General features: G+C 55.2%; 19 protein-coding genes. 11 read left to right on the top strand and 8 right to left on the bottom strand.

All coding sequences use genetic code 11. The features are described from left to right. Positions 1-7: 7 nt before the first annotated feature. Positions 8-1,141, top strand: coding sequence for a CgeB family protein (locus PRIO_RS27475; RefSeq protein ID WP_020426397.1), 1,134 nt, complete (start codon positions 8-10; stop codon positions 1,139-1,141). A gap of 326 nt (positions 1,142-1,467) precedes the next feature. Next, entirely contained in the window at positions 1,468-3,000 is a 1,533-nt protein-coding gene (locus PRIO_RS27470; protein WP_052741527.1) for a glycosyltransferase family 4 protein, read from the top strand. A 960-nt stretch (positions 3,001-3,960) separates the two neighbouring features. Here PRIO_RS27470 and PRIO_RS27465 read toward each other — a convergent pair. After that, complete coding sequence (locus PRIO_RS27465; RefSeq protein WP_046505611.1) at positions 3,961-4,395, bottom strand: hypothetical protein; 435 nt, start codon at positions 4,393-4,395, stop codon at positions 3,961-3,963. A 160-nt stretch (positions 4,396-4,555) separates the two neighbouring features. On the opposite strand from PRIO_RS27465, the gene wecB reads away from it, so the two are divergent. Genes wecB through PRIO_RS27425 form a run of 8 tightly spaced genes read left to right on the top strand, consistent with a single transcriptional unit; the run spans position 4,556 to position 11,568 of the window. Then, positions 4,556-5,650: a non-hydrolyzing UDP-N-acetylglucosamine 2-epimerase gene (wecB, locus tag PRIO_RS27460; protein ID WP_020425676.1), complete on the top strand. Its 1,095-nt coding sequence runs from the start codon at positions 4,556-4,558 to the stop codon at positions 5,648-5,650. Continuing rightward, positions 5,640-6,626 (top strand): polysaccharide biosynthesis protein, encoded by a 987-nt coding sequence (locus PRIO_RS27455; protein ID WP_020425675.1) that lies wholly within the window; start codon positions 5,640-5,642, stop codon positions 6,624-6,626. The genes wecB and PRIO_RS27455 overlap by 11 nt, the downstream gene beginning before the upstream one ends. Next, positions 6,623-7,462 (top strand): dTDP-4-dehydrorhamnose reductase family protein, encoded by an 840-nt coding sequence (locus PRIO_RS27450; protein WP_020425674.1) that lies wholly within the window; start codon positions 6,623-6,625, stop codon positions 7,460-7,462. Before PRIO_RS27455 ends, PRIO_RS27450 begins: the two co-directional genes overlap by 4 nt. Beyond that, the gene (locus PRIO_RS27445) at positions 7,459-8,460 is read left to right on the top strand and encodes an SDR family oxidoreductase (RefSeq protein ID WP_020425673.1); all 1,002 of its coding nucleotides are present in this window, start codon (positions 7,459-7,461) and stop codon (positions 8,458-8,460) included. Before PRIO_RS27450 ends, PRIO_RS27445 begins: the two co-directional genes overlap by 4 nt. Then, positions 8,457-9,173 carry a glycosyltransferase gene (locus PRIO_RS27440; RefSeq protein WP_020425672.1) on the top strand — a complete coding sequence of 239 codons (717 nt, stop codon included), beginning with the start codon at positions 8,457-8,459 and terminating at the stop codon, positions 9,171-9,173. Before PRIO_RS27445 ends, PRIO_RS27440 begins: the two co-directional genes overlap by 4 nt. 34 nt (positions 9,174-9,207) lie before the next feature. Further along, positions 9,208-9,783, top strand: coding sequence for a class I SAM-dependent methyltransferase (locus tag PRIO_RS27435; RefSeq protein WP_020425671.1), 576 nt, complete (start codon positions 9,208-9,210; stop codon positions 9,781-9,783). A 28-nt stretch (positions 9,784-9,811) separates the two neighbouring features. Beyond that, on the top strand, positions 9,812-10,534 hold the full coding sequence (locus tag PRIO_RS27430) for a glycosyltransferase (protein WP_020425670.1): 723 nt from the start codon (positions 9,812-9,814) through the stop codon (positions 10,532-10,534). Then, on the top strand, positions 10,531-11,568 hold the full coding sequence (locus PRIO_RS27425) for a glycosyltransferase family 4 protein (protein ID WP_020425669.1): 1,038 nt from the start codon (positions 10,531-10,533) through the stop codon (positions 11,566-11,568). Before PRIO_RS27430 ends, PRIO_RS27425 begins: the two co-directional genes overlap by 4 nt. A gap of 71 nt (positions 11,569-11,639) precedes the next feature. Here the strand turns inward: PRIO_RS27425 and PRIO_RS27420 are convergent, their stop codons facing one another. Beyond that, on the bottom strand, positions 11,640-12,716 hold the full coding sequence (locus PRIO_RS27420; RefSeq protein ID WP_039785074.1) for a glycosyltransferase family 4 protein: 1,077 nt from the start codon (positions 12,714-12,716) through the stop codon (positions 11,640-11,642). A gap of 205 nt (positions 12,717-12,921) precedes the next feature. Here PRIO_RS27420 and PRIO_RS27415 point away from each other — a divergent pair, with 205 nt between their 5' ends. Next, complete coding sequence (locus PRIO_RS27415) at positions 12,922-13,944, top strand: YhcN/YlaJ family sporulation lipoprotein (RefSeq protein WP_020425667.1); 1,023 nt, start codon at positions 12,922-12,924, stop codon at positions 13,942-13,944. 160 nt (positions 13,945-14,104) lie between these two features. Here PRIO_RS27415 and nagA read toward each other — a convergent pair whose 3' ends face one another. The 6 genes from nagA to efeO all read right to left on the bottom strand — a co-directional run bounded on the left by nagA (position 14,105) and on the right by efeO (position 21,712). After that, positions 14,105-15,301: an N-acetylglucosamine-6-phosphate deacetylase gene (gene nagA, locus PRIO_RS27410; protein WP_039785072.1), complete on the bottom strand. Its 1,197-nt coding sequence runs from the start codon at positions 15,299-15,301 to the stop codon at positions 14,105-14,107. Next, positions 15,289-16,017 (bottom strand): glucosamine-6-phosphate deaminase, encoded by a 729-nt coding sequence (nagB, locus tag PRIO_RS27405; RefSeq protein WP_020425665.1) that lies wholly within the window; start codon positions 16,015-16,017, stop codon positions 15,289-15,291. The genes nagA and nagB overlap by 13 nt, the downstream gene beginning before the upstream one ends. After that, a complete protein-coding gene (locus tag PRIO_RS27400; RefSeq protein WP_020425664.1) occupies positions 16,017-16,895 on the bottom strand; it encodes a MurR/RpiR family transcriptional regulator in 879 nt (292 codons plus the stop codon). The genes nagB and PRIO_RS27400 overlap by 1 nt, the downstream gene beginning before the upstream one ends. Before the next feature lie 578 nt (positions 16,896-17,473). Then, positions 17,474-19,291, bottom strand: a complete 1,818-nt coding sequence (locus tag PRIO_RS27395) for an FTR1 family iron permease (RefSeq protein ID WP_046507493.1) — start codon at positions 19,289-19,291, stop codon at positions 17,474-17,476. Between the two features lie 224 nt (positions 19,292-19,515). After that, entirely contained in the window at positions 19,516-20,811 is a 1,296-nt protein-coding gene (gene efeB, locus PRIO_RS27390) for an iron uptake transporter deferrochelatase/peroxidase subunit (protein WP_020428612.1), read from the bottom strand. A 4-nt stretch (positions 20,812-20,815) separates the two neighbouring features. Beyond that, a complete protein-coding gene (gene efeO, locus PRIO_RS27385) occupies positions 20,816-21,712 on the bottom strand; it encodes an iron uptake system protein EfeO (RefSeq protein ID WP_020428610.1) in 897 nt (298 codons plus the stop codon). Positions 21,713-22,140 lie beyond the last annotated feature (428 nt).

Here is a 22,140-nt window from a genome sequence, read left to right as displayed (position 1 = left end):
ATAACCAATGAATAATAATTTTGTAATACCTGCACCGCCGCTGCCACGGACACCGGCGGAAGAAGAGAAGCTCCGAGGCCGCCTGTCCGGCTTCAAGGTAGGGTACGATGAAGGCTACCTGCGGGGAAGACTCGCCATTCTGGATGGCCGGCCGGAGGAGCCGCTTCCGGTTCGCAATATCCATGTAATGTATGTGGCATCGGGTAAAGGTTATCCGTACTCGCCGCTCGATGATGCGGTCCTCTATGCGCTGCAAAAATTGACCACTCAGGTCACGATTACCGATGTGCGGCAGAATCTGGTGGAGCTTGTGGGTGCGCAGCGCCCTGATCTAGTGCTGGTTTTGGATGGAATGGATCTGCCGCTTGACCAAGTGGCCGTCCTGCGCAGTAAGGGCATCAAGACAGCCATTTGGCTTACGGACGATCCTTACTATACGGACTTCACGGTAAAAATCGTAGCCCACTACGATTATGTGTTCACGCTGGAACAGAATTGTGTGGAATTCTACCGGGGCTTGGGATGCCCGGAGGTGCATTATCTGCCCTTTGCTGCCCACAGGGAGCATTACCGCCCGACAACCGGACGTTCGCCGGTCAGCCGGGATATCAGCTTTATTGGTTCGGCCTATTGGAACAGAGTTCACTTCTTCCGTGAGATTATGCCGGAGCTGATGAGCTATAACACAATCATCAACGGTATCTGGTGGGATCGGCTGCCGGAGGCGCCGCTCTATGGGGAACGTATTGAGATCGGCAAATGGATGACGCCGCAGGAGACAGCAGTTACCTACAGCGGCTCCAAAATCGTCATTAATCTCCATCGATCCCACATCGACGAAGCAGCGAATAACAACACTTTATTGATTCCTGCGGTTTCGCCGAACCCGCGCACCTTTGAAATTGCGGCCAGCGGAACCCTGCAGCTGTGTGACGCAAGAGATGATATGGGTACTTTTTATACCGTAGGTGAAGAGATCGATACATTCACCACCCCGCGCGAAATGATGGATAAAATCCGCTATTACCTCACTCATGAAGAGGAACGCCGCGCGATGGCTTTGCGCGCTTTTGAACGGACGCTTAAGGATCACACGTATACCAGACGCCTGCATAAGCTGTTGACCATAATTTATGGCTAAGCAGTACGGAGCGCATGGGAAATGTGCGTATATCCGGGGGACAGGTGTCGTGCCGGCATCTGTTCCCTCTCAATATACTACTGGAGTACCGGGCATTGGCGTTCGCCAGCAGAATCCCACGCTATAACCGCCGTGATGCCCAAAATTTCAGCTTAAGCAATGCGGGTTTACAGCAGGACATGAACGGTAAAATTTGCCCGGTAAAATAAAGCAGCTGCTTCCGAAGCAAGTTTTACTGCGAAGTTATTTCAAGCAGCAATGCTCCGTAAAACTTTTAGGGAGGTGAATGGCTGCTCCACAGCCCCGCCAAGGAGCGCCGACACACCATGGCCGACAAAGCGACAATCGTGCTCTTTTCCCATGTATCCAATACACGCAGCATTACAGGGGCGGAGAAGCTGCTGCTGTTCTTCAGCCGGGAGCTGTCACCCTACTTCAACTGCGTTCTCGTGGCACCCCAGGAAGGCAAGCTGACCCGGCAGGCGCGTAATAATGGACTGAATGTACAGCTGCTGACCATTCCTCTGGTCTACGGGATGTACACACCCTATGCCGGGCTGGAGCCGGATATCCGCAAATTTCAGGAGAAACTTGAGTATTGCGAGCTGGTAGAGTGGCTTGCTGCCCTGCGCCCGGCGTTTATTATCTCCAGCACCTGTGTTCATGCTTTGCCGGCGATGGCGGCGAAATCACTGGGCATCCCCGTGGTGTGGAAGATCTCGGAGACCATCACGGACAACGATTTCACATCAATCAGCACGGAGCTGATCCACAAGAACAGCGATGAGATTCTGGCCATCTCCCATACGGCGGCGTCTTGCTTTCCCGAGGATATCCGCGCGGAGAAGGTAACCCTGCTTCCCCCGTCGTGGAATGATTCGGAGATGATGTTCGAAGCCTGGAGCAAGCTGCGGAGCGAACGCCGCCGTGATTTGCGGGTTGCCCCCAAAGAGCCGCTTATCGGTTATATTTCTTCATTTATTAATAAAGAAAAGGGACTGGAGCATTTCGTAAAAATGGCTGTGCTTGTATCAAAGGAGCATCCCGAAGCAAAGTTCATGGTCGTCGGCACACCCGGAGATAAAAGCTACTATGACCGCTGCGTCCGCAAGGTGAAGCTGGAAGGCCTGACCTCACATTTCAAATTTGTAGGCTATGAAGAAAGTCTTCCGGAGGTCTATTGCGCCATGGATATGCTGGTGGTTCCCAGCCTGATCCGCGAGGGCTTCGGTATGACTGCGCTGGAAGGCCTGGCCTTCGGTAAACCGGTAGTGGCTTATGCATCCGGCGGCTTGTACGAAATTCTCCATGCCGCCGGCTGCGGTGAGCTGCTTGCTCCGGTGGGAGACATCGACCAGCTGGCACAGCGGGTGAACGGCCTGCTGGCGGAGCCGGGGCTGGCAGCCGTCGTCGGCAGCCAGGCGCGGGAGCGCGTCGACGCCGTCTATGGGCCGGCGGCCTACCGCGCGCGCCTGCTCGGCCTTGCGGAGAAGTGGCATCTCCGCTACTGCCCCGCGCTGCCGGAACCTGTCAGCGCACCGGAGCCCCCCGCTGCTGCCGAAGCTTCGGACAGCAGCGAGCCCGCCCCGCCGCTGCAGCTGGAGCCGCAGCCGGAGGCCGTCCCGCCGCCGGAGCCGGAGCCGCAGCGGCGAAAACACGCAAGCCGCGCAGCACGGCTTCGGCGCGGCAAGCTTCGGCGCGGCAAGCTCCGCCGCGCCGCATCCCGGGCGCGCAGCCGTCCGCGCCCCGGCCGCAAGCGGCGCGCCGCAGGCAGCGCGCGCCGGAGGAGCAGCGGCGGCAAGCACCGCCGCGCGGGCCATGCCCGCCGCAAAGCGAAGCGGCGGCGCAAAGCGGCCTAGGCACGCCGCCGGGGAGGCGTGCCCTTCAAGCAGCTGCGCGGTGCAAGTGCGCAGCCGCCCGAAGCCGCGCCGTGCCGCTCAATAACGGCCAAAGCCGTTATCTCCGCCACCGGGCGCAGATGCACGCAACACCGTCTGAAGTTCGTTAGTTCCGCCACCGGCGCGATACAGCATGCAGGCAGCACCGTTTGAAGTTCGCTATTTCGGCGACAGGTGCCTAGATGCACGCAATACCGTCTGGAGTACAATTAATTCCGCCATCAACGCGCCAAATGACCAACACCACCAAAGTAATGTTAACTCCGCCACCAGCGCGCCAGCATGCAGGCAACATAGGCCTAAGTTTCATTAGCTCCGCCATCGGCGCGCCAGGCTTAGGTTGTTAAGAAGTTTGTATAAGCAACGTACGCATCCTCTCGATACGCCTTGGTTGGGTGAAGTGGAAAAAGTACCACTAATCCGGCCGAAGTTTCATTAGCTCCGCCATCGGCGCGCCAGGCTTAGGTTGTTAAGAAGTTTGTATAAGGAACGTACGCATCCTCACGATGCGCCATGGTTGGGTGAAGTGGAAAAAGTATCACTAATCCGGCCGAAGTTTCATTAATTCCGCCATCGGCGCGCCGGGCTCAGGTTGTTAAGAAGTTTGTATAAGGAACGACGTATCCTTTCGATGCGCCTTGGTTGGGTGAAGTGGAAAAAGTATCACTAATCCGGCCGAAGTTTCATTAGCTCCGCCACCGGCGCGCCAGGCTCAGATTGTTAAGAAGTTTGTATAAGGAATGATGCATCCTCACGATGCGCCTTGGTTGGGTGAAGTGGAAAAAGTATCACTAATTTGCTCGATAGCCCTGCGTTACCCAAACTAAGTGGAAAAAGTATCACTATTTCAGCCCATTTTGCATCTAACGGACAAAAATTGCCTAATTAAGTTTACTTTTTCCACCTAAATCTCAATATTGTTTATTTTCGGGAGAAATAACTATACTTTTTCCCACTCGCATCCGAAACAACGGCAAAAATGCCGTTAAATCCGCCACGTCCGCACCAGTCGCACCCAACAACAGCAAAAATGCCGTTAAATCCGCCACGTCCGCACCAGTCGTACTCAACAACGGCAAAAATGCCGTTAAATCCGCCACGTCCGCACCAGTCGTACTCAACAACGGCAAAACTGCCGTTAAATCCGTCGCTCCCGCACCAGTCGCACCCAACAACGGCAAAAATGCTGTTAAATCCGCCGCTCCCGCACCAGTCGTACCCTAACAACGGCAAAACTGCCGTTAAATCCGCCGCTCCCGCACCAGTCGCACTCAACAACGGCAGAACTGCCGTTAAATCCGTCGCTCCCGCACCAGTCGTACTCAACAACGGCAAAACTGCCGTTAAATCTGCCACTCACGTAAAAGTAACCTCTAACAACGGCAGAAATGCCGTTTTATCGGGCCACCCGCACGCCAGACGTACCCGGCGACCGGCCAACTCTGGCGCGCCGTGGCTTAACACCAGCCCGCCGCACAATCCTGCGGCAGGCCAACACCCAAAGGGGAGTGAACCCATGAAGATCATGACGATTTTGGGCACACGGCCCGAGATCATCCGCTTAAGTGTCATTATTCCGCTGCTCGATGAGCATGCGGAGCAGCATGTGCTGGTGCATACGGGACAGAACTTCACCGCCAGCCTCAGCGGGATTTTCTTCGCTGAGCTGGGGCTGAGGGCACCGGATTATGTGCTTCAGGATAAGCAGGCCGGGCTTGGCGGGCAGCTTGCTGCCATGTTCGGGAGCCTGGAGAGCATTCTGCTCCAGGAGCAGCCCGACCGGATTCTGCTGCTGGGGGATACGAACAGTGCGCTGTGCGCTATCCTTGCCGAGCGGATGGGCATTCCTGTGGTGCACATGGAAGCGGGAAACCGCTGCTACGATTTGAAAGTGCCGGAGGAGAAAAACCGCCGTGTCATAGACGCTGTTTCCACCATAAATATGCCCTATACCCAGCAGAGCAAGCGGCATCTGCTCAGCGAAGGATTTCCTAGCCAGCGCATTGTTTTAACCGGGAATCCGATTCATGAAGTGATTAAGCATTATAACCGGCAGATCGGAGCCAGCGATATTCTGGACCGGCTGAACCTTATGGCAGGACAGTACTTTCTGGTTACTGCCCACCGGGCTGAAAATGTGGATGATCCCGAATCGCTCCGGCAGATTATGTCCGGGTTGAACCTGGTGGCAGAGCATTTTGGCCTACGCCTGATCTGCAGCATCCATCCCCGTACGCGTTCCAAGCTGGCGGAGCAATTCAAGCTGGAGATGAACCCGCTGGTGGAGTTTCATGAGCCTTTTGGATTTTTTGATTTTGTCCATTTGGAGCAGTATGCCCTGTGCGCAATCACCGACAGCGGAACCGTTCAGGAGGAATGCTGCCTGATGGGAGTGCCGACAGTAACCATCCGCCGGACCACAGAACGTCCGGAAACGGTGGACTGCGGAAGCAATGTAGTTTCAGGAGTGGAGCAGGAGAGCATATTGCGCTGTACCCGGCTGATGACGTCACTGAGTCCCGAATGGGAGGCGCCGGAAGGCTATTTGACCCCGGATGTCTCTGTTAAGGTAGTCAAATTTTTGCTTGGAGGGAACCTGCATGTTCAATAATAAAAGGATTTTGGTTACAGGCGGAACCGGTTCCTGGGGGCATGAACTCATCCGGCAGCTTTTGCCGCAGAACCCGAAAGAGATTGTCATATTCTCCCGCAGCGAGTCTGCTCAAGTGGCCATGAGCCGCGAATATGAGGATTCCCGCCTCAGCTTCATCATTGGCGATATCCGTGACAAGGACGCTTTGGTGGCGGCATGCCGGGGCATCGATTATGTCTTTCATCTGGCGGCCCTCAAGCATGTTCCGGTCTGCGAAGACCAGCCGTATGAAGCGCTCAAGACCAACGTGGTCGGCACCCAGAACGTCATTGAAGCAGCCATTGCCTGCAATGTGGAAAAAGCGATTTACATCTCCACCGACAAAGCGGCCAATCCCTCCAATTTCTACGGGATGACCAAAGCGATCGGGGAAAAGCTGTTCGTCTACGCCAACCTGCTGGGCTCCAACACCCGGTTCGTCACGGTGCGCGGCGGGAATGTGCTGGGAACGAACGGCAGTGTGGTCCATCTGTTCATGAAGCAGATCAAGGACAAGGGACAGGTGCGGATTACAGATATGAAAATGACCCGCTTCTTCTTCACCCTGCGCGATGCCATCACCTTGCTGTTCAAGGCCTCTGAGGTCAGCCTCGGTGGTGAAATCTTTGTAATGACCATGCCAACCTGCCGGATCGTGGATCTCGCCGAAGTGCTGATTGAGGCTTCAGGCAGACGGGATGTGAGCATTATTGAAGCAGGTATCCGCCCTGGCGAAAAAATCCATGAAATTCTGATGAGTGATTTCGAAAGCCAGACGACGGTTGTCTACGATGAGCAGTATCTGGTCATTCTGCCTACGCTGGATATGCCTGAACTCAAAGCCCGTTACAGCAAATATCCGCATGTTTCCTTCAACAGCTTCAGCTCCGAGAATAACCTGATGGACCAGAGGGAGATCAAGGACATCCTGATCCGGGGAGGGTTCCTCCAATGAAGCTGCTTATCCTCGGCGGAAACGGTATGGCGGGTCATATGCTGGCGGATTATTTCCGCCGTCAAGGCAAGCATCACGTCTTCCATACAACCCGGGATAAGAGTGATCTTGGCGGGCTGTATATAGATGCTGATGATATTGCCGGAGTTGAAAAGCTGGTCGAAATTGTCTCTCCCCATTGCATCATCAATGCGCTGGGTGTGCTGAATCAATTTGCCGAGCGTGACCGGATCGGCGCCTACCATGTGAACGGATTCCTGCCCCACCGGCTCCGCCGCGCGGCGGACGGTGTGCATGCCCGGCTCATCCATATCAGTACCGACTGCGTGTTCGAAGGAACACGCGGCGGTTATACGGAAGACGATACGCCTGACGGCACATCTGTGTATGCGATCACCAAAAGTCTTGGAGAAGTGCGGGAGCCCGGGCACCTGACGATCCGAACCTCTATCATTGGCCCGGAAATCCGCCCTTCGGGCATCGGGCTGATGGAATGGTTCCTGGCCCAGCGGGGGCCGGTATCCGGATACCGGCGGGTGATGTGGAACGGGGTAACCACACTGGAGCTGGCCAAAGCTATAGACGGTCTGCTGGAACCGGAAATCTCCGGGCTGATCCATCTGGCCCATCCGCAGCCGGTCAGCAAATATGAGCTGCTCCGGCACATGCAGGCAGCCTTCAACAAAGAGGATGTAGAAATCATTCCCGAGTCTGCGCATATTCAGGACCGCACACTGGTCAGCACGAGAGCGGATGTTCAGGTGCAGCTGCCTCCGTACCCCGTGATGCTGGCAGAACTGGCGGCCTGGATGAAGCAGCCGGCGATGTCGATATGAAGACGCGGAGAATTCTGATTACCGGGGCTTCCGGATTTACCGGAAGGCATGCCGTAGCTTACTTTCATGCAGCAGGTGCGGAAGTGACCGCCGTGGTGCGGAGTGCTGCAGCAGCTTCCGGCATTTTTCCCGCAGGTGTGAAGCAGCAGGTCTGTGATTTGAGCGACCGCCGGGCGGTACAGTCGATGATTGAGGAGGTAGAGCCGGAAGAAGTGCTGCATCTCGCCGGCAAAAACTCAGTCCCGGAATCCTGGCAGGACCCGCTGCTCTACATGGAAACGAACGTCATGTCTACGCTCTACTTGCTGGAGGGATTGCGTACCCGGCCGGCCCGCCGTATTCTGGTGGCCGGCTCCCGGCTTAAGTTCAAGCCGGGCCTGGCGGAAGGACCGCCTCATCCGTACAGTCTGAGCAAAACCCTGGAGGAACTGGTATCTCTGGCCTGGTGCACATTGTTCAAGCAGCCGGTGCTGCTTGCGGAACCCTGCAATCTGATCGGGCCCGGGCCGTCTACAGGCTTCTGTTCCCTGCTGGCACAGCATATTGTACGCAGTGAGGCCGCTGCAGGCACTTCTGAAACCCTTCCGCCGTTTAGGCTTTCCTCACGGTTTGCCCTCAGGGACTTCCTTGATGTGCGGGATGCGGTCAGAGCCTATGACTGTATTCTGCGCAGTGGAGAGCCGGGGAAGGTCTACCGTATTGATTCCGGCACCCTGCGGGGGCTTGGCGCAGTTGCCGGGCAATTGCTGGCCCATGCGGCTGCCCCGGTGGCGATGGATTGGGGGCCGGTGGACACGGCTGCGGAGCAGGAAGCCGCTGCATCCGCAGCTGCCGTTCCGGCAGCGTTGTCCGGCGCATTAGTTAATCAGGAGGAATTATCCGCATCCCCCGAGGACAATGCCGCCTGTCTCGGCTGGAGCCCGCTGATTGAGCTGTCCCGTTCACTTGCGGATATTATGGACTATTACCGGGCAAGCAGAGAAGGAGGTGCTTTATGAGACCGAGAGTATCCGTGGTGATTCCTTTTTACAATTGCCCTTATATCGAGCAGGCGCTGCAAAGCGCCTTGAACCAATCCTGGCAGCCATATGAGATCATCGTTGTCGACGATGGCTCCACTATGCACACAGACCGGATTACGCCATACCTCCCGCACATTCACTATCTGGGGAAGGCTAATGGAGGAACCGCGTCCGCACTGAATCACGGAATCCGTCATGCCACAGGTGATTATGTGGTCTGGCTCAGCTCGGATGATATGTTCTACCGCGACAAAATAAACAATCAAGTGCTGTTCATGGATCAGAACCGCCTGCTGATCACCTACACCAACTTCAACTATATAAATGAAAGCACACAACTGACCGAGCTTAATGCGGCGGCGGTATTTCCAAGCCATCTTGACTATTTGCGCTGTTTTCTGCAGGGCAATCCGATTAATGGCTGCACCGTCATGTTCAAGCGGGAGCTGTTCGCCGCCATTGGGCTTTTCGATGAGTCGCTGCCCTATACCCATGATTATGACCTGTGGTTCCGGGCGATTCTGAACGGATATCCGCCTGTGATGCTCAATCAGTCCCTGACTGCCTACCGGCGGCATGACGGAATGGGTACACTCAAGCATTATGATGCCATTATGGCTGAAGCTGCGGCGACCAACGCCCGTTACACCCCCATGCTCCGCAGTTTAATTGCTTCCATGGGCGGCTGAGCAGCAATCTGGTAGATGTGGGAGGCTAGAATCTATGTACCGGGAAATTAAAGTAAAGGACTTCCTTCCGGTTCTGCTGGAGCATCTGAAATTCGCAGAAACGATACTCGATGTGGGCAGCGGAACCGGTACGTTGCTTGAACGCTATGAGGCATCGGTTGTGATTGGCCTGGATATTCACAGACCCTATCTCCTGCACCGCAAGTATACAGCGTCCCATATCATTCCGGTGCATGCTGATGCGAGACATATCGATAAGCTGTTTCTGCCGGGCACCTTCTCGGCAGTGACACTGATTGACTCTTTGGAGCATTTCACCATGAGCGAAGGCAAGGAGCTTTTGCGGAAAGCGGAGGTCATCGCTGCGGGCCGCGTGGTTGTTTTTACCCCACGCGGTTTTTTTCCCCAAGAAGGAACGGATCATTACCATCTGCAAGGAGAGTACTATCAAAAACACCGGAGCGGCTGGGAACCGGAAGATTTTTTGGGGCTGGGCTATGCGGTAACTGTGCTGAAAGACTTTCATCACGCGGAGAACCCTTCCTTCCGGGAAGCGTTCGGACCGAATCATGCGCCACTGGACGCCTTGCTGGCCTGCAAAACCGTATAACTAATCCATCCGGGAAGGAGGTGAGCGCATGAACTATGGAACCAGGGTTTCGGTGATTATCCCTTTTTACAATTGTTCATACGTGCATCTTGCCATCGAAAGCGTACTTGCGCAGAGCTACCCGGATATAGAAATTATCGTTGTGGACGACGGATCGACCCTTCACACGGAAAAGCTGTTGCCTTACAGCGGGCGGATCAAAGTGCTCCGCAAAGCAAACGGCGGTACTGCTTCAGCTCTTAACCTGGGAATAACCTCGGCCAGCGGGGCATATTTTGCCTGGTTAAGCGCCGATGACTGTTTCCATCCCGATAAAATCGGCCGGCAAATCGCAGTTATGCTTGCTACACAGACCTCCTTTAATCATACGGCTTATTACTATATCAATGAGCTGGGAGAGCGTTCTTCCGGAAGGATCAGTGTGCCGTTTCACAGCAAAGCGGAGCTGATCGAAACCCTGATGACGGGCTGTCCGGTGAATGGAAGCACTGTGATGGTGGATATGAACGTTTTCAAGAAGGTCGGATTGTTTAATGAGAAATTGCTGTATACCCAGGACTATGATTTATGGCTGCGCATCCTGGCTTATTATGAATGGTCCTACATTGAAGATCCGCTGCTGGATTACCGGGTGCATCAGGAGATGGGCTCCATTATCCATAGTGAGGCGCAGAAGCGGGAGATTAAGCAAGTACAGGAACTGCATCACAAGTCGCTTGTACGGCTGCTCCGAAAGGAGAGAAGAAAATGAGAATAACCTTGCCCGTTCTGACGCTGACCAGAGGGGGCGCGCAGAGGATGCTGGCCGAGCTGGCTAATCGTCTCGCGGATGGAGGGCATGAAGTGACCGTTCTGATGCCCTCCCACGGCATTGTCGAATACCCCATGCGATGTCCGGTTATTTTTGCTGGCGATACCGTGATTTCGGAGGATGATTTTCCGGCGGGCGATGTCATTGTCTCCAACTACTTCACGACTGTTCCTGTATCGCAGCGGGCCAGCGAACAAGGCAAGGGGATACACATCCGGCTCGCACTCTGCTATGAGCCCACGTTCCTGCCGGACAACAACCAGTCGTTTGCTTCCTATCATCTAACACCGAATTTGCTGGTGCTTTCCCGCTGGCAGCAGAGCATTGTCCGCATTAATCATGGAATCAAAGGCAGAATTGTGCCGGTTGGCCTCAGCTCTGACTTTTATAATATGCATATCCGCGAAGCGAACAAAAAGCTTATAGTGTCTGCCATTGTCCGCAAGCCGGAGGGCGGTTTTTCGGGGCACCGGGAACAGGAGTATCTGCTGCAGCAGCTGGATCTGATTAAAGGGCAGCAGCCGGAGGCCGAAATCTGTCTGATCACTCCACCGCGTGAATATGCGGAATCCTCATGGCTGCAGTCTCTTTTTGAAGACGGGCATTACCGTCTGCGTACCCCTTCAAGTGATGAAGAGCTTTGTTACCACTATAATGAAAGTGATATTTTTGTCAGCTCCAGCACCTATGACAGTGGTTCGCTCCCAGGTCTTGAGGCGATGCGCTGCGGGGCGGCACTCGTCACTGTCTATTCCGGGGGCAATCTCGAATACTGTGTCCATGGCGTCAACTGCCTGATGTCGTACCGTTATGAAAACCGGCTGGCTGAAGATGTGGTAACGCTCATCCGGAATATGGAGCAGCGCGAACGTCTGTCCATTAATGGAGCAGCCGACTCCCTGCGGTTTACCTGGGAGAAGAGCTATAATATTTTCCAGGCAGAGCTGTATGATATTGTATCCAAGCGGGGTTGAAACAGCGCTCCATCCAGCCCAAAGAACCTTCAAATCCACGTGACCGTGTGGGATTGAGGGTTCTTTTGTATTTAGAAAATGGCGAAAGAGTTCAACATTTCCCGGAAGGATTGGGCATATTTCTCGGAACCGAAACTGGAGACCATATGGAGGCGGCCCTGCTCGCGGATAGAGTCCCGGAGCGGCAGATTATCCATAAGCTCAAGCCCTTCATTGACGGCGGCTTCTACATTGCCCAGCGGATAGAATTTTCCGGTCACATTATGGATGATGAAAGACCGCACCCCGTCGGAATCCGTGCTCAGCACCGGGCAGGTACAGCAGACGGCCTCAGCAACCGCATACCCAAAGCCCTCGGTGATTGAGGAAGACAGGAGGAATCCCCCTGAAGCGGCTATGGAGGAGTAATACACCGGCATGACATGATTGGGAATATTGGTGAAAACATTCAGCCGGTCGTGCAGTTCGAGTGCATGGAGCTCTTCATGAAACAACTGCTTTTGCTCGCTGGTTGCAAGGTTTGGATCATGAAACATCCAGAGATGCAGATCCGGCTTGCTGCGGCGGATTAAATGGGCAACTTTCAGATATTCGCTCCAATTCTTATTCGTCTCCAGGCGCCCCACCCAGGCGATCACCGGATCACATGGTGCTGCACCGGGAATGTACCGGAAGGACTGGACATCCACAATATTAGGAATAACATACCGCTGGAGCCACGGGCAAATTGAAATGAACAGCTCCAGCAGGTGATCTGTGGGCGGTATCAATACAGCATTACAGTATGAACGTAAAAAAGGCACTGCCTCCGTGATCAGAAGCTTCGCGTGCGTGCGTGTTCCCAGGCCTTGGGATTCGTAGATCAGGATTCGGCTGTACCCCAGACGGCGCAGACGCTCCAGCAGCAAATAATCCGAGGTTACAATAATGGCATCATAGTTATGGGTGTCCAGCACCGCTTTGATATCGGCATCTGTGGGGGCGATAAATACAGGGAAGCTTGCCGGGCTCTGGCTGATTGACCCTGACATCAAATACAGCACATGACACTCGATGCCGCTGCGCAGCAGACTTTCACACCGCAGCTTGTTCAATGTCTCGACTCCGCCGCTGGGCACATAAAATGTAAATAAAACCTTCAAGGTCATCCCTCCTGACTTTACCTTGCGGAGAAACATTGGCGCCTTTTGCAGAAGCAGGGCCTGCTGTTTATAAGATACGCAGGACTGCCCTTACACGTGACGATGAAAGGGCGGCATGCCAAATCCTTTCAGGATAGCCCGGCAAGATGGGGGCCATCCTAATCATTGTTACGCGGCACAACTAACAATTTTGAGGATGGAGGATGAGTTCATGTTGCGATCGAAGATCAGCATGTCGGTTTCCGCTGCGCTGCTTCTGGGTGTGGTAAGCATCACAGGCTGCGGAACCAATAACACGGCAAGCGATAATAAGGTTCAAACCCAAAACGTGCGGGGAACCCATGACGGAAGGCTGGGTGTTAACTCCGTACAGGGAGCTAGAACCAATACCTTCGATAAAATGGAAATGAGCCAGGAGCTGGCTGACCGGATTGCAGCCATGCCGGAGGTTCGCTCGGCGAATGTGGTAGTGGCAGGCAGGAGTGCATATGTTGCCGTAGTTTTGGATGAGGCCTCAGGCGGAGTCCATGCCAAAAGCAACGGAAATACCACGAGAATTAACAGATACAACGGCACGGGAGGGCCATCTGGAATAGTGGCCGGCGATGGAAGAACTTTGGGACGCACAGCGACAGGAATCACAGGCAGGGACGGTACGCGGGGTTCCAGAAACGGCGTGCCTGGAATGACGGGGGTAGGCGGTTCGATGACTGGCATTCCAGGAAGCCTGTCCACCGGAAGAGGGACTGTGGGTGGAACCGGATTGGCCAATCCGGGGGCTTTTACAGGTAATGGCGGCAACGGAATCATGTCCCGAAGCAACATGACCGACGGCCGGGTCCTGAAGCGGGATATCGATAGAGGTATGGGAACGGCGGCAGGCACACGCTCGATCACCCCATACAGCACACATGGAACAACTGGCACACATGGAACAACTGGCACGCATGGAACTAACGGTGTGGGTACTGGGGCGGTAAACGGAACGAATGCGAATGGTGTAAACACGCTTGCCAATGATACCGTCACCCGGGACATGAAGGACAAAATTGCTGCCGAGGTCAAAAAGTACGATAAAAACATCGATAATGTCTATGTATCCGCCAATCCGGATTTCGTGGACCGGGCTAACTTTTACGCCCAGGAATTCCGTGCAGGCCATCCGTTAAGAGGTTTTGCGAGAGAATTCGGCACAATGGTGCAGCGTATCTTCCCGACCCGCAGCGGATATTGATCTTCATCCAAAGGATTGTCTCAGACAGCGCAGCAATAAAAACAATTCCTGAACTTCTGTTAAGTATTCTTATCTAAGGGAAAGATTATTCCAATCAATTAGTACTAAAAAACAGCCCCCTCCCGGCATCTTATACCGGGTGCGGGGCTGTCTTGGTAAATCAGGACATTTGGGGATCAGCGGTTTTACGTCCGTTGATCCAGACTTCTTGCAGGTTCAGCTCGTTATCCAGCAGCAGGATATCGCCGCGTTTACCGGCTTCCAAGGTCCCGATGGTCCGCTCAAGGCCAAGAGCTTGAGCCGGTGTCAGGCTTGCGGCTCTGGAGGCTTCCTCCAGAGTCAGGCCGACCTCCTGAACCAGATAGCGGAACCCGCGGATCATGGTCAGCGTGCTGCCCGCGAGAGCTTCCGGATTCTCCTTCAGCCGGGCGACACCGTCACGGACCAGAACGGGAAGATCCCCGATGGTATATTCGCCGTCACTGAGACCGGTCGCCGACATGGCATCTGTAATCAACAGCAGATTGCCTTCCTTTTTGAGGCGGGCGAGCACAGAGATGGCTGCCGGATGCACATGAATCCCGTCGGCAATAATCTCCGCACGGATGCGCTCATCGAACAGGATGGCGCCCGCGGCTCCGGGCTTGCGGTGATGGAGCGGGGTCATGGCATTGAACATATGCACAGCCTGATTCAGTCCGGCATCGGCTGCGGCGATAACCTCTTCAAAGGAAGCGTTCGTATGTCCAAGCGCTGCAGTGACTCCGTGCTTCCGGAGCCAGGTGACGGCCCTAAGCGCCCCTTCTCCTTCCGGAGCGATGGTTACCTGCCGGATTAATCCCGGATACAAGGTTTCCCACTGCTCCAGCCATTCCATATTGGCAGGAACAATATGCTCGGGGTTTTGCGCTCCTGACCATTTGGGACTGATGAACGGGCCTTCCAAATGTACGCCCGCCAGCTGGGCATAAGGCATGGGGGCAGAACGGAAGGCGTGAACTTCTGAGAGCACCCGGTCAATATCCTTTTTGCCCGCTGTCATGGTGGTGGCCAGCATAGTGGTTGTACCCTGCGAAGCATGATACCGGGTAATCGCCGTTAGCGCCTCCGCATCCGCATACATGAAATCGAAGCCGTCTCCGCCATGCACATGCACATCAACAAATCCCGGAATAAGCAGGCCGCCGCCGGTTTTCTCATTGCCTGCGGGCCACTGGGTGTAAGCTTCCGGCAGCCAAGCGGCTTCCCCGGCATAATGAATGGCCTCTTCCGATACAGCAATTACGCCCTCCCGGATAATTCCTGCCGGTGTCAGCACATTCCCGAACAACAGCCGGCCTGTCGTTATTTTAGCCATTTTGCCGCTCCTTCATCGAGCAATACAACGACATTGGGATGGCTCTGTAGCAGGGAAGCCGGACACTGAGTCGTGATCGGCCCTTCAAGCGCATTTTTTACTGCCTCCGCTTTCTCTTCGCCGCGCACCAGCAAAACAATTTGCCGCGCCTTGAGAATACCGCCAATCCCCATGGTCACCGCCTGCCGGGGAACATCTTCCCGGCTGTCGAAGAAGCGTGCATTGGCTTCCAGTGTCTCCGGCAGCAGGTCAACGACATGCGTGCCGCTGGTGAGGCTGGCATCCGGCTCATTGAAGCCGATATGACCATTGCTGCCGATCCCCAGAATTTGCAGATCCACCGGACCGCCTTCCTCCAGCAGCTTATCATAGGCAAGGCATTCCGCTTCAAGATCAGCCGCGTTGCCGTTCGGCACATGGGTTTTGGCCAGATCGATATCAATGTGATTGAACAGGTGTTCATTCATGAAGCTGCGGTAGCTCTGCGGGTGATCCACAGGCAATCCGACGTATTCATCAAGATTGTAGGACGATGCCTTGGCGAAGCTGACGATGCCTTTGGCATGCATTTCCACCAGCTTGGCATAGACGCCAACCGGCGAGCTTCCTGTAGCAAGGCCCAGCACAGCTTTGGGATTGCTCTGCAGCAGGCTTACAATCAGATTGGCACCGGTTTGCGCGAAATCTTCATCGCTTGTAAACTTCAAAATATTCATTACGATTGACCTCCCCGTTTGTGACGGTAATGTTGGACATTCAAATAAGACTGCTCCAGCTTGGGAATGAAATCTCCAAACCGTGTGCTGACCATTCCGGTGAACAAAATATCGATGATATGCAGTTGGGCGATCCGTGAAGCCATGTCTCCCCGCCGCATCCCCTGCTCAAGAGAGGAAGAGAACAACGGGATGTCGGCCAGAGTAGCCAGTGAACTGCTGCCGTAAGAGGTGAGCGAGATGGTAGCCGCCCCGCTCGCGGCGGCACAGCTTAAGGCGTCAATTGTTTCCGGGGTTTCGCCGGAATAAGAGACCGCGAACGCCACGTCACCCTCCTGGAGCGAAGAAGCGGACGTAATCTGCATATGGGAATCAGCAAAAGCGGTGCAGTTCACGCCAATGCGGATCAGCTTCTGATAAAAATCCTGGGCCACGATCGAAGAGGTGGCCATCCCGTACATATCCACCCGCCGGGCCCGGCATAATACATCAATAGCGCTCTGCAGCCGTTCAAGGTCGAGGAGGGAAGTGGTATCACGGATGGAAGCGAGATGATTGGCCTGCATCGCTTCCACAATTACCGAAAGCGGATTGCCTGCGACAATATCCTGATAAGAGGACCCGCTGCCCTCAGGAGAGCCGTCACTGTGGGCAATCTCCGCCGCCAGCTTGACCTTGAAATCCGGGAATCCTTTGAAATGCAGAACCTTGCAGAACCTTGTAATCGTAGCAGGGCTGATGCCGCACTGTTCTGCCAGCTCCGTGATGCCCATATGGACTATTTCTCCGGGAGAGGCCAGAATCCGCTCCGCCAGCTTGCGCTCCATCTGTGACAGCTTGGATTTCTCATGCTCCAAAGCATACAGAATAGGAGACATCGCTCCACCTTCTTTTCTTCAGTGTAATGAAATTATTTTTATTATTATACTAGCATACAAGAAAATTATTTTCATGAATAGAATAAGGCAAAACCCCTGAGGTTGCAAGAGGGATTTTGCCTTGCTATTTAGCCATCCATTTAGGGTATAGATATTCAAGCACTCGGGCTGTCCTTATCTGCTTAGTAAAATGGTCTTTTGAACATGTTTTTAACCGGAATACAGCGCTGGTGTCCGCCAGAACAGCAAAAAACCTCCCTGGACCGCAGGGAGAGGATTTGTTGTCCGCAAGCTGCTGGCTCCATGGAGGGGGGATATGGGAAGAGGATTCTGAAAAGTTCAACCCGTTCCCGGGTTAGCTGTATTTACTGCAGTTAAAGGGACCTGCAGAACCGATAATTCTTGCGTTAAATGTATTCTGTGCAGCTAAAAATAGCTAAAGCCCCTCGTTTACAGAATCGCTGCTAATCTAACTGTACCAAGTGCAATTAAGTTGGTTTCGGCATGAAAATTGGGCGTTTTAGTTGTATCAAATACAATTATGCTAGGAAGGGGTGCCATTTTCAGTAATACAGCCGCTATTCCACTGTCCGTGACTTGCCGGCCGCTGTTCTGCTGCGCAGAAGCTCCCAGCAAATGAAGGCCAGTATGATGAGCTGGGGCACCAGCGTTTCCCAGGTTGGGTATAAACCGAGCCAACCGATGGAAGGCAGGCCGTTCTCCGCATGTGCCGGAACTCTGCCCGCTACCTGGAGGGAGTGGATGCTCTCGCCGAGGAAGCGGAACACCAGATAGTAGATCAGCACGGTGGCTATGCGGAAGAAAACGGCGATCGGCAACTTTGCACTCAAGGCGATAATGGCATACCCGAGAATGACCAGTACCACCAGAGCGCCCCCAATGCCAAGCAGCAGCTGCGTGACGGCAATGGAAGGGGCCATCCCCACATAGAAAATGGTCGTTTCCGCACCTTCACGCAAAATAGCCAGGGCTGCTACCAGGAACAGGGACCATAGATTGCCTTTGGCCAATGCCCCGTCAACCTGTACTCCTACATAATTGTTCCAGGCAGCGGTATTGGATTTGCCATGCAGCCAGCGTCCGATTGTGAGCATCATTACCACGGCAACGAGCCCGGTAATGCCTTCGATCAGCTCCCGTGCGCTGCCGGAAGCCGCTTTGGAGATGGTTAGACTTAAGATAACCGCCAGCAGGATGCTTACCAGGAGTCCGGCTGCGGCACCGGACCAGATCCAGCGCTGCGTTTTGGGCGTACCGTCCCGCTTAAGATAAGAAAGAAGGGCGGCGAGCACAAGAATGGCCTCCAGACCTTCACGGAGCAGAATCAATGCGGCATCCCAGGCGGTGTAGCTAGTTTCTCCCGCCAGTGGTGCCAGCTCCGACAGCATGTTGTCCATGGCCGCCAGCGCCTGCTCCAGCTTGGGCGGATTGGAGAGAAGATCTCCGGTGACCGCTGCGCTCTCGTTTTCAATATTGGCATACACTTTGGGCGAAGCGATCTGCACCTTGCCTTCAGCTGAAGGCCAAGCGGCGATGAACTGCTCCATAATCCCCGCTGCTCCGGCACTGTCGCCGGCAGTTGCTGCAGCAGAAGCCTGCTTCAGGTAACCGATCAGCCCTTCAATGGATGCCGGTTCAGCGGAGGCTCCGCCGGTGTCGACGGCTTTGCCTTCACTATAGCCGGCCAGAAGGGTGTACAGCGCTTCCGCCTCCGTGAGCGCTGCTTCTTCGCGCACCGGCTCTGCCTGCAGCGAGATGCGCAGCAGGCTCATCTTCGTCTCCAGCAGGCCGTAGACTGCTGGATTATCGGCCCGGATGCCGCGCTCCGCCGGCGTCCAGCCGTTGACGACTGCGCGGTACGCTTCCGCGGCCGCCGCAAAGTCCCCGCTGCGCGCCGCCTCCCGCACGCGTTCGGCAGCGGGCAGCAGCTTCGCCGCCGCCTCGCGGCCGGCGGCGCCAGCGTCCGCGCCGCCCGTGCCGGAGGCGGCGCTCACATAGGCGTCCACGCTTCTGGCTAGCGTGGACAGTGCAGTTTTGGCGGGCGTGCCGCCGCCCGCCTCAAGGGCGTCCGCCGCTTCCAGAAGCGCGGCGTCTACGGCGGCAGCCGGACCGGCGAGTGCCGGGTCCGGCGTTCCTGCGTTCGCGCTGCGCCACAGCGCGGCGAACGCGTCAAGATCGGCGGCGGCCGCGTCCCAGCGGCTTTGGCCGGCTTCGACGAGCGCGCTGCCGACCGGCGGCAGCAGCTCGTCCAGCGGCGGTTCCGCCGCCGGGGCTGCCGCTGCCGGCCTGCCGAGCAGCAGCAGGAACAGGCAGCCAAGCAATACGGCTGCCTGTATTAACCTAGGCGTCCCCGGCTTATCCGTGCGCCGTCTCACTTGTGTATCCAACCTGCGGGTTTCCGTCACAGTCAGACCTGGACGGTTGTCCCGCCGCTGGACTTCCCGGACGGCTGTTTCCTTATTCTGTATAGCTGCCAGCATCGGGATCATCCCTTTCCATGGGAGCCGGGCAGGCCGGGAATAGGACTTGTGTGCTTCTGTAGATGTGTGTACCCGTTCCTTCACTGCTGCGAACCTCCGTTTATCTGTTTTTGTTACGCTCAGCCGAGCAGAGTTTCCCCGATATAGCCGCCTTCGCGCACGCCCGGGAAGCAGGCAAAAACCGCACTCCCGGTATGCACCATATATTCATTCAGCCGGTCGCTTTTGGAGAGGCGCTTCTGGATGCTCACGAACTGCTTCACCAGATCCTTCTGGAAGCTGATGAACAGCAGACCCGCATCTAACTGCCCGGTGGTAAGATCCATTCCGCTGGAAAAGGAGTAGGAGCGGCGCAGCATTTTGACCGTGCCGTCTCCATGGGCAAGTGCCGAGTGGGAATCCGGCGGGATGACGGGTTTGCCTTCCGCGTCCGCCGCATCGAGGTTGAGCTTGGCGAATTCGTCTGTGGCTCCAATGGGTGCGCCGCTTTGGCGGTGGCGGCCGAAGGTGGCCTCCTGGTCGCTTAACGTGGAGCGGTCCCACACTTCAATACGCAGCCGCACACGGCGTACAGCCATGTAGGTGCCGCCCTGCATCCAGGCAGGGCTTTCGCTGCCGCACCAGACCACCTCGCGCATTTCGGCATCGTCAGTCACATCAGGGTTGCCTGTACCATCCTTGAAGCCAAGCAGATTGCGCGGAGTGCCGCCTTTGGGATCGGCATTGCCTGTGCGCTGGAAGCCTTCCTGTGTCCAGCGCAATACCGCTGTCCCTCTGGCGATGCGGGCGAGATTCCGTATGGCGTGGAATGCCACCTGCATATCGTCCGCGCACGCCTGGACGCACAAATCACCGCCGCACCACTGCGGCTCCAGACTGTCCCCCGCAAATGGCGGGAGCTCAGCAAGAGTGGACGGGCGTTTGGCAGCGAGTCCGAAACGCCCGTCGAACATAGCAGGCCCCGCGCCAAAAGTAAGCGTACATTTGGAAGGTGTAAGCCCGTCGGCCTCTCCGGTATCGGTAGGAGGCAGATTGGGATTGTCATTGGCGCTGCCGATCAGGCTCCCGGAGGTGAGGGCAGCAGCTGCAGCAGTCCATGACTGGAGCAGCTTTTGGACATCAGCCAGCTTAGTGGTCGTCAAATCAAACGCAGCAAAGCACAGGAAGTTCTGCGCAGGAGTCAGAATTCCGGCCTGATGGCTCCCGTAGAACGGGATGACATCCGCACTGGAGACTTGCGGAGCGGATGCTGCCCGGCCGGTGGCTTCACGTGCTGCCAAGATGCCGCCAACGCCGCCGCCGCCCAGCAGCAGTCCGAGCCCGGAGGCGCCGGTAAGCCGCAGCATCTCGCGGCGGCTTAGTTTTTTATTGAAGATGGGTGCCCCTTTGACATCTTTGTTATCTGTAGGTTTCATGCGGTCACACTCCTAGAATAGTACCCATATTGGACAGGGGCTCCGCCAAAGCATCCAGATTCTGGCTTAGTTTACGCACTTCATCTTCCTTCAGCGTTTCGTAGGAAACGTAGCCGTCCCCGGATTTAAAAGGCGCCAGCTCGGCCAGCAGCGCATCGAACCGTTCGCCGATCGTTTGCGCAAGCGAAGGATCTTTTTTGGTCAGCTCAGGCTTCAGCAGCTCGTAAATCTTCTGCGCCCCTTCCACATTGGCCACAAAATCATACAGGTCCGTATGGGAGTAACGCTCTTCCTCGCCCGTTACCTTAGAAGAAGAAACCTCGTTCAGCAGCTCAACGGCCCCGGTAACAAGCAGGCTTTCGTCGATGTCCACGGTTTCGACCTTGGCGCGAAGCAACTGCGCATCCTTAAGCAGCTGATCGGCTGTCCCGGTCACCCCGTCTGTAGAGTTTTTCTGCCAGAGGGCTTGCTCAATTTTATGGAAGCCGCGCCATTCAGCCGGGTCCACATCATTTTCACGGGCATCGATATTCGGGTCCAGATCTCCAAGCGCCTCAGCGATCGGTTCGATCCGTTCGTAATACATGCGGGCTGGAGCGTATAGAGCTTTGGCATCTTCGAGCTTGCCGGTCTTGACGGCAGTGGTAAAAGCTTCTGTCTGCTTCACAAACTCGTCGCATTGTTCAATAACATAAGCGCGATATTGCTCAATGGCAGCGGTGAAGTCGGCCGCCGGAGCAGAAGCATCAGGAGCCGCGGTATTAGTTACAGCGCCTGCAGTGGCGGCTGCTTCATTTCCTGAATTATTTCCAATATTATTGCTGTTATTGTCATTGCCGCAGCCGGCGAACAGAATGGAGGCCGCAAGCAGGCCCGCAGGAAACGTATAACTAAACTTCACCAAGAACACCCCTTTTTATATATGCAAATGATAATCGTTATCACTATTGCTGGATTTATCATAATTGCCTGCCCGTAGACTGTCAATATAAAAATGTGATTTACATCACTGACATATCACTGGGCCAAAGCATTACACAAAGAGGGCCAAACGAAACAAGCGGAGGGAATCTTAGACTTGAAGCAGAAAGAGGGATATGTGACCGGAGGAAGGTGAAGGAGGGAAGAAAAGTAGCAACGGAGGAAGCAGAGAAGAGAAGAGAAGAGGGATATGAAGCAGAGGGTGAAGAGAAATGGAAGTGTGAACATAAACGTAGGCAGTGCGCATGCGTAAGTGAAAGTGAATATGTAAGTGTAAGTGCGTGATGTGGGTATGAGTGTGCAACGTTAAGTGTTAAATGAAGAGGGAAGTAGACTGTAGTGAGTGAA

This window comes from Paenibacillus riograndensis SBR5, assembly GCF_000981585.1.
Lineage (GTDB): Bacteria > Bacillota > Bacilli > Paenibacillales > Paenibacillaceae > Paenibacillus_AQ > Paenibacillus_AQ riograndensis.
Note: the sequence above shows the minus strand (reverse complement) of the source record. Positions and strands in the feature narration are given on the sequence as shown.

What these genes read in the sequence shown, in the direction of transcription:
- PRIO_RS27475 (WP_020426397.1), top strand. Translation starts at nt 8, where the DNA reads ATGAATAATAATTTTGTAATACCTGCACCGCCGCTGCCACGGACACCG.
- PRIO_RS27470 (WP_052741527.1), top strand. Translation starts at nt 1,468, where the DNA reads ATGGCCGACAAAGCGACAATCGTGCTCTTTTCCCATGTATCCAATACA.
- wecB (WP_020425676.1), top strand. Translation starts at nt 4,556, where the DNA reads ATGAAGATCATGACGATTTTGGGCACACGGCCCGAGATCATCCGCTTA.
- PRIO_RS27455 (WP_020425675.1), top strand. Translation starts at nt 5,640, where the DNA reads ATGTTCAATAATAAAAGGATTTTGGTTACAGGCGGAACCGGTTCCTGG.
- PRIO_RS27450 (WP_020425674.1), top strand. Translation starts at nt 6,623, where the DNA reads ATGAAGCTGCTTATCCTCGGCGGAAACGGTATGGCGGGTCATATGCTG.
- PRIO_RS27445 (WP_020425673.1), top strand. Translation starts at nt 7,459, where the DNA reads ATGAAGACGCGGAGAATTCTGATTACCGGGGCTTCCGGATTTACCGGA.
- PRIO_RS27440 (WP_020425672.1), top strand. Translation starts at nt 8,457, where the DNA reads ATGAGACCGAGAGTATCCGTGGTGATTCCTTTTTACAATTGCCCTTAT.
- PRIO_RS27435 (WP_020425671.1), top strand. Translation starts at nt 9,208, where the DNA reads ATGTACCGGGAAATTAAAGTAAAGGACTTCCTTCCGGTTCTGCTGGAG.
- PRIO_RS27430 (WP_020425670.1), top strand. Translation starts at nt 9,812, where the DNA reads ATGAACTATGGAACCAGGGTTTCGGTGATTATCCCTTTTTACAATTGT.
- PRIO_RS27425 (WP_020425669.1), top strand. Translation starts at nt 10,531, where the DNA reads ATGAGAATAACCTTGCCCGTTCTGACGCTGACCAGAGGGGGCGCGCAG.
- PRIO_RS27420 (WP_039785074.1), bottom strand. Translation starts at nt 12,716, where the DNA reads ATGACCTTGAAGGTTTTATTTACATTTTATGTGCCCAGCGGCGGAGTC.
- PRIO_RS27415 (WP_020425667.1), top strand. Translation starts at nt 12,922, where the DNA reads ATGTTGCGATCGAAGATCAGCATGTCGGTTTCCGCTGCGCTGCTTCTG.
- nagA (WP_039785072.1), bottom strand. Translation starts at nt 15,301, where the DNA reads ATGGCTAAAATAACGACAGGCCGGCTGTTGTTCGGGAATGTGCTGACA.
- nagB (WP_020425665.1), bottom strand. Translation starts at nt 16,017, where the DNA reads ATGAATATTTTGAAGTTTACAAGCGATGAAGATTTCGCGCAAACCGGT.
- PRIO_RS27400 (WP_020425664.1), bottom strand. Translation starts at nt 16,895, where the DNA reads ATGTCTCCTATTCTGTATGCTTTGGAGCATGAGAAATCCAAGCTGTCA.
- efeB (WP_020428612.1), bottom strand. Translation starts at nt 20,811, where the DNA reads ATGAAACCTACAGATAACAAAGATGTCAAAGGGGCACCCATCTTCAAT.